Origin of the sequence: Dialister hominis, from assembly GCF_007164725.1 — a bacterium.
GTDB classification, from domain to species: Bacteria; Bacillota; Negativicutes; order Veillonellales; family Dialisteraceae; genus Dialister; species Dialister hominis.
Genome location: NZ_AP019697.1, coordinates 1,423,386 through 1,436,060, shown reverse-complemented (window position 1 = coordinate 1,436,060; position 12,675 = coordinate 1,423,386). Strand labels below are relative to the sequence as shown.

Sequence of the window (12,675 nt, the reverse complement as noted above, 5' to 3'; positions counted from 1 at the left end):
GTACCGCTTCCGCATTGGGAAACGGTGCTTTTGCTGTTATTTTTCAAATTCCTTCTTGAGGACATATCCGTAAGCGTGTTTCAGGCCGTCTTCGCCTTCCTGGACATAGACACCCTGGATTTCAGGAGCAAAGCCCGGGAGCTGGTTGATTCCTTCCACAAGATCCAGGAAGTATTCAACAGCCGTCTTGGTCCATGCTTCACCGGCGTGTACGCAGATGACTCCTGGCGGATAGGGGAGAGCGCCTTCCAGAGCCGTTCTTCCTTCAGCCTCGGCAAGGTCTACGAGTTCGCCATGGCCTCTCATGAATTCATACTGTGCTTCCTGCGGATTCATGACATACTTCGGGAAGTAATCCTTCAGGAAGAGTTCCTTCTGCAGCGTGGACACTTCGCGGTCCTTGTAGAAATCATGCATTTCCTGGCAGAGACGGCGGATGGTGTATCCCTTGTACTTATCCTGGTAAGCCTTGTAAATGCTCGGAAGCACTTCAGACATCGGAGCATCCTCATCGATGAGCTTTTCAAAGCGGACAAGTTTGGCGACGAGGTCATCCATCTTGGTCGCTGTTTCAGCCGGAGTCATGAGGAAGAGGATATCATTCAGGTCGCACTTTTCAGGAATGATGCCGTTTTCACGCAGATAGTTGGCAAGGATATTGCCCGGGATGCCGAACTTCTCGTATCCGCCATGTTCCACATCAATGCCGGCCGTAACGAACTGCAGCTTCATCGGATCAATGAAGTACTGGCCCTTGGCATAGCCTTCGAAACCATGCCATTTGGCACCCGGTTCGAAAGCCCAGTAGTTCATATCGTTTGCCATCTTGTCGGTATCGCCGTCTTCCCACTTCTTGCCATAGACAACAGGCGGAACGAGCGGACGGATGTAATGGCAGTTGCGGAGGACCTGCTTGCGCGTATTGATGACAAGCTTCACAGCATCTGCCCAGAGCTTTTTGCCTGCTTCGCCTTCATGCATCTTGGCATTGACATCAAGAGCTGCGAAGAGCTGGTAGAGCGGGGAAGTGGAAGCATGCATCATGAAAGCATTGTTGACGCGCTTATGTGGGACGTAGCGGTCCTGTCCTTTGATGTGGGCATCCTTCTTATGGACCATGGACGTCATGGAGAAACCGGCCTGCTGCTTATGGACAGACTGGCTGACGAAAATGCCGGGGTCTTCCGGACCAAGGTCGAGAAGAAGCGGACTGCAGTCCTTCATCATCGGAATGAATTCCTCATAACCGACCCAGGCAGAGTCGAAGAAGATGTAATCGCAGAGATGGCCGATGCGGTCAACAACCTGGCGTGCGTTGTAAATGCATCCGTCATACGTGCCAAGCTGGATGACAGCCAGGCGGATCGGGCGCTTAGCCTTTGCCTTGACAGGATCCTTCTCCGCGACGAGCTTTCTGATGTAATCCTCATTGAAGCAGTGGTCAAGGATGCCGCCGATGGAGCCGAAGGCATTTCTTGCCGTTTCCAGATAAACAGGCGTTGCGCCGGCAATGACAAGAGCGCCGTGATCGACAGACTTATGATTGTTCCTGTCGAAGAGAACGATGTCGCCCGGAGTGAGGACAGCATTCAGTACAACCTTGTTGGAAGTGGAAGTGCCATTCAAAACGAAGTATGTCTTGTCAGCGTTGTAGACGCGTGCCGCATGCTTCTGTGCAGCGAGAGCCGGGCCTTCATGGATGAGGAGATCGCCCATGGCAACGTCGGCGTTGCAAAGATCAGCCCTGAAGGTATTCTCACCGAAGAAATCATAGAAAGCGCGTCCGGCCGGATGCTTCCTGAAGAAAGCGCCGCCCTGATGGCCTGGGCAGTCGAACTGGGAATAACCGTTTTCAACATACTTCTTGAGATCCTTGAAGAAAGGAGGAAGAATAGCGTCTTCGTAATGAGAAGCAGCGCTTTCTATCTGACGGTCATAGAAAGCATGATCCGTATCATTGAGATCGATGACGCGGTATACCTTTCCGATGACAGAATCATCTACAAGGCCAGCCTTCGTTTTGATGAAGAAGACAGGGATATTGAAAGAAAAGAGCATCTCTTTATCGAAGACAAAACGATCTTCTTCAGCATCCGTCATAACGACAGATGCAATGTCGGTGAAATCAGTATGATTGACATCAACAATGTCACGGCCTTTGATGGAACCGAAAATTTCCAGAGCTTTCTTTGTATAAGCGATTTTTAACTGGTTCAACATGGAAACCTCCCTCTGAATGTGAATTTGGATGGAAAGCAGTACTTTGACATGAAAAAGACCCTTGGAAAAGGGCAGCCATATGGAAAGAAATCCTGTCTTCTGTCATTCAGATCTTTAGTGTTGGTAGTTAGTGAAACTATCTAAGTCATTATAGCATAAAGGACAGGAAAGCAAGCTGAATTTTACCTTAACCGGCGCATGTTTCAGCCTGCTTGACCGGGCATGATTCTACGCAGTATTTTATGGAAATATTTCGCAAGTGAATAGGTTTGCCTGTGTAATTAAAAATGCCGAGAACCATTGATTTCTTCGACAATTTCCGTGCCTTAACGGTTAAAATTTGATATACTTAAAGTAATGGAAAATAATGGCATGAAGCTTGAACGAGCTCTTTTTTCAAAGCTTTGCCAAGGGAAAAATGGAGGGAATCTATATGCCGAGACGGTTAAAGATTGCCTATACCGAGAGGGCATTTGAAATATTCGGAACAGTTAATGGAAGGGATTCCATTAAGGCGGCACAAACTGATTTTACAGATACGTCGGCACTCATCATTACAGATCTGGATTCGGAATTTGCCGAAAATGAAAAGATCCGTGCTTTTGGTGTTCCTGTATTTCTGATTTTGACAGGCGAGAGCAATGTTGAGAAACTCATAGAGTGTGCTTCAGGAATCATCGACCTCCAGCATGGAGAGCATGGTTTCTATGAACGCCAGATTGTAAATGCAGCTGAAAAATATGAAGAAGAGATTCTTCCACCATTTTTCGGGAGTCTGCTGAAGTACGTAGAACGCGGAAATTCTGAATTTGACTGCCCTGGACATCAGGGCGGAGCTTATTTCAGAAAACATCCGGGCGGTAAAATCTTCTATGATTTTTATGGAGAAAACACATTCCGCGCTGATCTTTGCAATGCAGACGTCGCTATGGGAGATCTTCTTATTCATGAGGGACCGGCACTCGCCGCCCAAAAACATGCAGCGAAGGTCTTCCATGCGGATAAAGCGTATTTTGTGCTGAACGGGACATCCGGAGCGAACAAGGTTGTTTTAAATGCGCTTTTAGCACCAGGAGATCTGGTTCTTTATGAAAGAAACAACCATAAATCGATAGGCTATGGTGCACTGATACAGGCGGGAGCTATTCCGATTTATCTGGAAACAGCAAGGAATCCGTTCGGCCTTATTGGCGGTGTGCTGGATCATTGCTTCAATGAAGAGTATATACGCATGCTGATTGCGGAAAGAGACCCCAAGCGTGCCATGATGGACAGGCCGCTCAGGGCAGCCGTTATCCAGCTTGGCAATTATGACGGCTGCATATATAATGCCCGTCAGGTCGTGGATAAAATCGGGCATCTTTGTGATTATATCTTCTTTGATTCGGCCTGGGTCGGATACGAGCAGTTTATTCCCATGATGAAAGACTGCAGTCCTCTTCTCCTGAATCTGGGACCTGAAGATCCGGGAATTATTGTCGTGCAGTCTGTTCATAAACAGCAGGCCGGATTCTCGCAGGCCTCGCAGATACTGAAGAAAGATTCTCATATCAAAGGCCAGAAGCGCTACCTGCCGCATAAGATCCTGAATAACTCTTTCATGGTCAATTCTTCGACTTCACCGAATTACCAGATCTTTGCATCACTTGATATGAATGCAAAGATGCAGGAAGGGGAGAGCGGAAAGCTGCTTTGGCATGAATGTATAGTCAACGCCATTGAAGCAAGAAAATCTGTCATCCGTCATTGTAAATATCTTCGCCCGATTGTGCCTCCTGTTGTTCATGGCAGCAAGTGGGAAGATGGCGACACGGAGGATATGGCCAATGATATTTCCTACTTTGCCTTTGAGCCGGGAGGAAAGTGGCATTCTTTCCAGGGATATACGAAGAGTCAGTATTTCATTGATCCTATGAAACTGCAGCTGATGACTCCGGGAATCAATATGGAAAACGGGGAGTATGAAGATTTTGGTATTCCCGGGATCATATTGGCAGATTATCTTAGGGATAACGATGTCATCCCGGAGAAATGCGATTTGAATGATATCCTTTTCCTGATGACGCCGGCAGAAACACCGACAAAGCTTAAAGACCTGATTGCAAAGCTCGTTCGTTTTGAAAAGCATATCGACCAGGATTCCCCCATGGAAAAAGTCATTCCATCTATATATAGAAAGTATGAAGAGAAATACAGAGGATACACGATCCGGAGACTTTGCCAGGAAATGCATGATTTCTATAAAGACAGAAAGATCAACATCCTGCAGAAGAGAATGTTCCAGAAAGCCTATTTTCCTGAATATTTCATGAGCCCTCAGCAGGCAAACTGGGCACTGGTCAAAGGGCAGGGAGAATTGATTCCTCTTCGTGAAGTGGAAGGACGTGTAGTCCTTCAGGCGGCTGTTCCGTATCCGCCTGGAGTTACATGCGTTCAGGCAGGTGAACGATGGACAAGAACTGCGCTGGATTATTTCCTCGATTTTGCGGAAGTTGCGAATGTCTTTCCCGGATTTGAACCGGAACTGCAGGGCGTTTACAGGGAAAAAGATCCTGATGGAAAGATAACACCCTATGCCTATGTCCTAACAAGGGAATACGAAAAACTATATAAATAACACCAGCAGGGCGGCATCATCATTCAGGTGATGCCGTCTTTTTAGTTTGTCAGGATCCTGTAATCAATCCGAAGAATCAATCGGACAAAAAAGAAGCATCGCCCTATCGAGAGGGCGATGCTTTATAAAGGATGGAGATGATGGTAATTGATTAGTTGAAGTTACTATTGCTTACTGTTTTGCTGCTTCTGCAGCGGCTTCTTCAATGGCCTTGTTGTCGGCTTCGGCTTTATCAAGATCGAATTTATCGGAAACCAGACCATAAAGTGTCCAGCCGAAGAAGGTAACGATAGAGCCGTATGTCATTGCTTCGAACCCGGAAGCATAGCAGGCATACAAGCTATAAATGGAAGCAACGAATGCAATGAATTTAGTCGTTTTCAGTTCAGAGCCCAAGTGGTTGACTGCTTTCATGATGACGACGATAGCTGCCATACAGAGCAGGTACGGAACGATATTCGTAATGACGGCCAGATTGACGAGTGTTTCAAACTGATCATTCAGTGTCGGGCTGATGGTCATCAGCGAGAAGAGGGACTGAATAACGGTAATGGTTACCATGCCGATCAATGGAGTTTCAGTAGATGTGATTTTCTTCATGAATGCCGGGAAATATCCTACATCACTGCCTGCCTTGAATACGTTGGCAATGGTGAACTGCCAGCCAAGCAGGGAACCGAAGCAGGAGAGAACCATGAGGCCCATGATAATGCGGCCGACGGTCGGTCCGAACATGTGAGCAAATACAAGTCCGAATGGAGCAGAACTGCTGACAAGATCTTCAGAAGGAATAATGCCGAAGATGATGTTGGTGGAAACGATGTAGCAGGCTGCGGCAATCAGTGTTCCGCCGAGAACGGCCTTCGGTACGTTCGTTTCCGGATTATCAACGGCATCTGCATTGGCGCATGCAGATTCCATTCCGAGGAATGCCCACAGGGTCATGGTAATAGCATTGATAGCAGCGCTGCCAAAGCTCATGTCATGTACGTTCCAGTTAGCGATATACAAGGAAGGAGAGAACCAGAACCAGCCAATCAGTGCAAGACCGATACATGGAATGATGACGCCCCATACAGTAATGGAGGAAACGCGACCAGTGTATTTAGCGCCGCCAAAGTTCAGGACGGTAGCCAGCCAGAGTGTGAAGATGGTAGCGGCGCAGGTCATAATAGGATCGAGGGATTTATTCAGGAACCCGAGCGCATAACCTACGGCAGAAATAGCGATAGCAGTATTTGCAAAAATCAGTGAAACGCCGTAAGTATAGTTTGCCATAAAGTTGCCGGCTTTCCCGAAAGAGTATTCGGCATAACCGCCCATGCCGCCGCCTTTTTTAGCATACATGCCGCATTTTGCGAAAACGTATGCCAGACACATGGAACCTACTGCAGTTACGAGCCAGGAAACGATAGAGAGCGCGCCGACCTGTGCCAGCTTGGATGGCAGCATGATGATGCCGGAGCCCATCATATTGACCGCTGTTAAAATGGTCAGCTGGAATACGCTCATTTTATTTGAGCTGTTACTCATGATTACCTCCTTGATTGGGAGGGATCCGGGCTTCCGTCGTGGAAGCCCATTTCCACCCTTGCTGTATTATTTTTCAAATTCCTTTTTGAGGACATATCCGTAAGCGTGCTTCAGGCCGTCTTCACCTTCCTGGACATAGACACCCTGGATTTCAGGAGCAAAGCCCGGGAGCTGGTTGATTCCTTCCACGAGGTCCAAGAAGTAGGCAACAGCCGTCTTGGTCCATGCTTCGCCGGCGTGTACGCAGATGACTCCTGGCGGATAGGGGAGAGCGCCTTCCAGGGCTGTTCTTCCTTCAGCCTCGGCAAGATCTACGAGTTCGCCATGACCTCTCATGAATTCATACTGTGCTTCCTGAGGATTCATGACATACTTCGGGAAGTAGTCCTTCAGGAAAAGTTCCTTCTGCAGCGTGGACACTTCGCGGTCCTTGTAGAAATCATGCATTTCCTGGCAGAGACGGCGGATGGTGTATCCCTTGTACTTATCCTGGTAAGCCTTGTAAATGCTCGGAAGCACTTCAGACATCGGAGCATCCTCATCGATGAGCTTTTCAAAGCGGACAAGTTTGGCGACGAGGTCATCCATCTTGGTCGCTGTTTCAGCCGGAGTCATGAGGAAGAGGATATCATTCAGGTCGCACTTTTCAGGAATGATGCCGTTTTCACGCAGATAGTTGGCAAGAATATTGCCCGGGATGCCGAACTTCTCGTATCCGCCATGTTCCACATCAATGCCGGCCGTAACGAACTGCAGCTTCATCGGATCGATGAAGTACTGGCCCTTGGCATAGCCTTCGAAACCATGCCATTTGGCACCCGGTTCGAAAGCCCAGTAGTTCATATCGTTTGCCATCTTGTCGGTATCGCCGTCTTCCCACTTCTTGCCATAGACAACAGGCGGAACGAGCGGACGGATGTAATGGCAGTTGCGGAGGACCTGCTTGCGCGTATTGATGACAAGCTTCACAGCATCTGCCCAGAGCTTTTTGCCTGCTTCGCCTTCATGCATCTTGGCATTGACATCAAGAGCTGCGAAGAGCTGGTAGAGCGGGGAAGTGGAAGCATGCATCATGAAAGCATTGTTGACGCGCTTATGTGGGACGTAGCGGTCCTGTCCCTTGATGTGGGCATCCTTCTTATGGACCATGGACGTCATGGAGAAACCGGCCTGCTGCTTATGGACAGACTGGCTGACGAAAATGCCGGGGTCTTCCGGACCAAGGTCGAGAAGAAGCGGACTGCAGTCCTTCATCATCGGAATGAATTCCTCATAACCGACCCAGGCAGAGTCGAAGAAGATGTAATCGCAGAGATGGCCGATGCGGTCAACAACCTGGCGTGCGTTGTAAATGCATCCGTCATACGTGCCAAGCTGGATGACAGCCAGGCGGATCGGGCGCTTAGCCTTTGCCTTGACAGGATCCTTCTCCGCGACGAGCTTTCTGATGTAATCCTCATTGAAGCAGTGGTCAAGGATGCCGCCGATGGAGCCGAAGGCATTTCTTGCCGTTTCCAGATAAACAGGCGTTGCGCCGGCAATGACAAGAGCGCCGTGATCGACAGACTTATGATTGTTCCTGTCGAAGAGAACGATGTCGCCCGGAGTGAGGACAGCATTCAGTACAACCTTGTTGGAAGTGGAAGTGCCATTCAAAACGAAGTATGTCTTGTCAGCGTTGTAGACGCGTGCCGCATGCTTCTGTGCAGCGAGAGCCGGGCCTTCATGGATGAGGAGATCGCCCATGGCAACGTCGGCGTTGCAAAGATCAGCCCTGAAGGTATTCTCACCGAAGAAATCATAGAAAGCGCGTCCGGCCGGATGCTTCCTAAAGAAAGCGCCGCCCTGATGGCCTGGGCAGTCGAACTGGGAATAACCGTTTTCAACATACTTCTTGAGATCCTTGAAGAAAGGAGGAAGAATAGCGTCTTCGTAATGAGAAGCAGCGCTTTCTATCTGACGGTCATAGAAAGCATGATCCGTATCATTGAGATCGATGACGCGGTATACCTTTCCGATGACAGAATCATCTACAAGGCCAGCCTTCGTTTTGATGAAGAAGACAGGGATATTGAAAGAAAAGAGCATCTCTTTATCGAAGACAAAACGATCTTCTTCAGCATCCGTCATAACGACAGATGCAATGTCGGTGAAATCAGTATGATTGACATCAACAATGTCACGGCCTTTGATGGAACCGAAAATTTCCAGAGCTTTCTTTGTATAAGCGATTTTTAACTGGTTCAACATGGAAACCTCCCTCTGAATGTGAATTTGGATGCATGAGCCATGTGTGCACGTCATGGCAGCGTCCTCATATGATGATTAATGCTTCATCTGGCCTTATGATAGTTATAAATGGGAATTGATTCCAATACCATTTTAGAAACCGATTAGATAAAAATGGGTAACTATCACAATATGGTTAATAAAATACATGAAAATGTATAGCATAATAAAAATGTTATAAGATGTAATGATGTGGTAAACCTATATACAAATAGATACCAATCGTGGGTGAAATACTCAGGATATAGAGCAGATAATATAGATAAACCCTTGGATTATCGATAAACACGAAGAAAACGGGAAATTGTAGATGCAAGGCGAAGAGAAGAAATCATGGACATAAATGCGGGAAGTGTAGGATATAATGGTGGATATCGGAGATAATTCTGTAATGAAATGCATAAAATCTTGTTAATACTACGTTAAGAATCAAAAACTTATCAATATGCGCTATAAGTCATTACTGAAACGTTATAGAATTCAGGGAAAGAATTTTTACCAAGGACAAATACAGATCTGAACACAAAAACAGCCCTTCAATATGTATTGAAGAGCTGTTGAGAACAAAATTTATATAGGATCCGTCATCCTTGTCAGAGCAATAAAAGGGGCTGTGACAAAATGGTTAATCATTTTGTTGCAGCCTCTTTTTTGCGTCTTTATTTCATCATTTTTAGCTCTGCTGTAAGCCTTTTACGTAAAAATGCGCGTAAGCCCCCTTACCCCCATAAGACTTTTAATTATATTGTCTTAGGCGGCAATCCTTATACGCATTATTTTTGTGATGTATTTCCTTAAATTATAGCCAAGTGCTACCAGGTATAACTCGGCTTTTACAGAATCTATCCCTTTTCTGACGATTCTTTTGTACCATCTGTCATGTTTCATGATTCCAAAAGTTCCTTCAGCCTGGATTGACCGGTTCATTCTTAGCAGGGCTCCATGGATGCTTTCCAGATTATCCTGAACCTCCTGGTACATGTTATTCCGTTCTCTGCTCAATGAGATTCTTTTGTTCTTCGGGGTCTTTTTACATTGCTCTGCCAGCGGGCATCCTTGGCAGTCTTCGCATTCAAATACTTCCTCCTGCCTGCCGTATAAGTTCCCTCTGACCAGATGTCTATAGATAAATTTGAAAGCCCTGTCATTTGGACAACGGATGGTTCCATTCTCATCAACTCTAAAGTTTATTGGCCGAAACGGATTGGTATGGTATTTCTTGTCTTTCGTTTCTTTCTTGTACATGGGGAATTTCATATACTTTTCCATACCGTGCTGCTCGCAATAGATGTAATTGTTGAAAGATCCATATCCTGCATCTGCCACAGGATACTTAGGATAAGCCCCATAGACTTCGTGGAATTCCTCCATCAGCGGTACGAAGCAATCCATATCTGAACGATACTGGTTAACATCAATTACGGCAATAAATTCATCGGCAACACCTATTTGGACATTGTATGCAGGCAGAAGCTGATCATTTCCCATGTAGTCCGACTTGATTCGCATGAATGTTGCATCCGTATCGGTCTTCGAATAACTGTTTCTGGAAGTACCGCATATCTGTATCTTCTCAACATATTCTTCAAGTTTTGATGTATATGCCTTAAGCTGCTCATACTTGCGTTGATGATCGGACTTGCGATGCCCGCTTCCATGAACAAAGGCCGTCTCATCAATCTGCCAGATTTCTTTTAATTTATCCAATACCAGACGCAGATAGTCCGGAGCGTATTCTGTATTGATGTTTACACTCATATGGTCATACTTAAGATCATCATTGAGTAACTCAAAAAGGCTGGTAATCTTGGCAAAAAGCTTGTAGCGGGATTTTTCAGCGGATTTCTTCCATACCCAGCTGTATTTATTTGCGTTCGCTTCAAACTTGGAACCGTCAATATATATATGCTGCAAATCCACGTTGAGTTTGCCGCAGAGTTCTTTCGTAATTGAATAAAAGATATCCTTGAGAGAATACTTAAGAAAGCCCTTCACGAAATGACAGAATGTCCGATAGGATGGGGCTTCATAATTCATCAGGTACATATATCTGATATTAACCCTGCAATTATCTTCAAGTTTTCTAAAAGAGCAATATCCTTCTTCTGCGAAACCATAGATGATCGTTTTCAGCATGTTGACGGGATTATACCTGGGTCTGCCAGCGCCACGCGTCGGTATGTAACGAAGGTACTTTTTAAGATCGATTTCCTCCATAAATCTGTCATACATTAAAACAGGATCATCGACATTGAGAATCTCAGAGGGAAACATTGGCAAAATGCCTTGTTCTGCGGTAAAATGATTGCTAGTGTTGTTATTTTTCATTGTAAAAAATTATAACACGAAAGGCTCTGCCCCGGACCAAATGATCCGGGGCAGAGCCCTTTTTGTTGGGATGAATTTTGTCACATCCCCTTTTGCATGGGGAATGTTTTATTGGCATTATCCCTGACAAATTCCCAGAAGTGATCGACGATGTATTCACGCAGGAGAACGGCACTCAGTGATAGCTTGGAGTCCGTTTTCCAGGAGATGTTCAGATCACGGTGACATTCCTGATCACCAACCGGGAGTGCGACATTATGAATTTGTGCATTATGCCATGTCATTTGCGGGACAAGCGCACTGCCTAGACCTGCCCTGATAAATTCACCAACTGTATCAGGGTTGTCACTTTCGAGAATGACCTTTGGGGTAAATCCAGCTTTCTTGCAATAGGCCTCAACCGTTTTCCTAAGGAGAAATCCCTTAGGAGGCATAATAAAATCCATATCAGAAAGATCATGGAGATTCACATAAGGAAGATGGGCATAAGGAGTTCCTGTTGGGAAAACCATAACAAGGTTCTCACGGAACAAAGTGATTGTATGGTCATTATCAATATGTTTCAGGCTTGAGAATAAAGTCAGGTCAGTTCTCGAAGCATTGGCCGAATCACTGTTTTGCGGGACAATTTCTAAAATGGTTTCGGGATACTCTTCCTTGAATTTCATTAGAAAAGCCGGAATTAACCTGCTTGATGACATGATAGCAAGCTTTACAGTGAGCTGCTGAAGATCTCTGGAATCCTGCAGTTCCTGACGGAGGTCGTCGAGTGATCGCAAAATCTTATTAGTGTATTTAAGCAGGATGTGTCCGTCTCGCGTCAGATGAATGTTGCGGCCCTGATGGGTAAAAAGCGAGACATCCAGTTCTTCTTCCATGCTGCGGATTGTTCTGGACAGCGCCGGCTGAGCGATATGGAGAGCTTCGGCAGCTTTTGTCAGATGTTCCAGTTCAGCCACTTTCTGAAAATACATAAGAGAGGTAAAGTTTATTTTCATCTTGAACCTCGTATGATTTTAGATTTACCGGTTCTGCGTCCTGAAAACAGGTCCCAATCCGGATCAATCAGCAAATATCGTGCAAATCAAAAGAATAGATACAGACTGGAGTGAATCCATTGCTGAATCATTTTCGATTAAAATAGATTTATTTGACTGTATTATATCATAAGAGGTATGAATCAATGGAAAACACCTTTTGATAATAGTTCAAAAAATAACAAGCCTTTACAAAAAAAGTGGAACTTATGCAATTCTTCTATTAAGACTGGGCGAATAGCATCGTACTTTCCCTCTGTCATCTGCAGCAGATATATTATTGAGTTATAAACTGTCATAGAAAAATACTTCTTTGGATACTGCCAAAGGAGTCCATAAATGAATGATGAGGATATGCTTATATAGAATGGAGATCATTCCACTATGGAGAAGTGCCTGCCTCAGCAGGGCCTCCAGGAGGCGGAGAAAGGCCTCAAGACCACCCTTTTTAAGTATACTGCAAAGCAAAGCCATCTTTTTTATTTTGGGCGCATACTCCTTCATCCTATCCCATATGGCTTCATACGGGATTTTTTGAATTGACGAGAAGTATCTAAAAGACTTACAGAAGATTTACAGAACGACATATAGAAAAATTTGCTTTTTTCTTGGTATAGCGATATACTATATACAGGTATTAAAAAAAACAAT

General features: G+C 45.6%; 6 protein-coding genes. 1 reads left to right on the top strand and 5 read right to left on the bottom strand.

Translation table 11 applies throughout. From position 1 onward, the window contains the following. Positions 1 to 36 precede the first annotated feature (36 nt). Positions 37 to 2,217: an ornithine decarboxylase SpeF gene (gene speF, locus Dia5BBH33_RS06610; protein WP_144269420.1), complete on the bottom strand. Its 2,181-nt coding sequence runs from the start codon at positions 2,215 to 2,217 to the stop codon at positions 37 to 39. Between the two features lie 436 nt (positions 2,218 to 2,653). Here speF and speC (Dia5BBH33_RS06605) point away from each other — a divergent pair, with 436 nt between their 5' ends. Next, positions 2,654 to 4,837: an ornithine decarboxylase gene (gene speC / locus Dia5BBH33_RS06605; RefSeq protein ID WP_108850800.1), complete on the top strand. Its 2,184-nt coding sequence runs from the start codon at positions 2,654 to 2,656 to the stop codon at positions 4,835 to 4,837. Positions 4,838 to 5,008: 171 nt separating this feature from the next. On the opposite strand, the gene potE is transcribed toward speC (Dia5BBH33_RS06605), so the two are convergent. The 4 genes from potE to Dia5BBH33_RS06585 all read right to left on the bottom strand — a co-directional run bounded on the left by potE (position 5,009) and on the right by Dia5BBH33_RS06585 (position 11,985). Then, complete coding sequence (gene potE / locus Dia5BBH33_RS06600) at positions 5,009 to 6,370, bottom strand: putrescine-ornithine antiporter (RefSeq protein ID WP_143332612.1); 1,362 nt, start codon at positions 6,368 to 6,370, stop codon at positions 5,009 to 5,011. A 66-nt stretch (positions 6,371 to 6,436) separates the two neighbouring features. Further along, positions 6,437 to 8,617 carry an ornithine decarboxylase gene (gene speC, locus Dia5BBH33_RS06595; protein ID WP_144269419.1) on the bottom strand — a complete coding sequence of 727 codons (2,181 nt, stop codon included), beginning with the start codon at positions 8,615 to 8,617 and terminating at the stop codon, positions 6,437 to 6,439. Between the two features lie 792 nt (positions 8,618 to 9,409). Beyond that, positions 9,410 to 10,987, bottom strand: coding sequence for an IS1182 family transposase (locus Dia5BBH33_RS06590; protein ID WP_143332102.1), 1,578 nt, complete (start codon positions 10,985 to 10,987; stop codon positions 9,410 to 9,412). Between the two features lie 80 nt (positions 10,988 to 11,067). Then, positions 11,068 to 11,985 carry a LysR family transcriptional regulator gene (locus Dia5BBH33_RS06585; protein ID WP_143332611.1) on the bottom strand — a complete coding sequence of 306 codons (918 nt, stop codon included), beginning with the start codon at positions 11,983 to 11,985 and terminating at the stop codon, positions 11,068 to 11,070. Between the last annotated feature and the right edge of the window lie 690 nt (positions 11,986 to 12,675).

Excerpts from the sequence above, each read along its gene's own strand:
- speC (WP_108850800.1), top strand. The coding sequence starts at position 2,654 with ATGCCGAGACGGTTAAAGATTGCCTATACCGAGAGGGCATTTGAAATA.
- potE (WP_143332612.1), bottom strand. The coding sequence starts at position 6,370 with ATGAGTAACAGCTCAAATAAAATGAGCGTATTCCAGCTGACCATTTTA.
- Dia5BBH33_RS06590 (WP_143332102.1), bottom strand. The coding sequence starts at position 10,987 with ATGAAAAATAACAACACTAGCAATCATTTTACCGCAGAACAAGGCATT.
- Dia5BBH33_RS06585 (WP_143332611.1), bottom strand. The coding sequence starts at position 11,985 with ATGAAAATAAACTTTACCTCTCTTATGTATTTTCAGAAAGTGGCTGAA.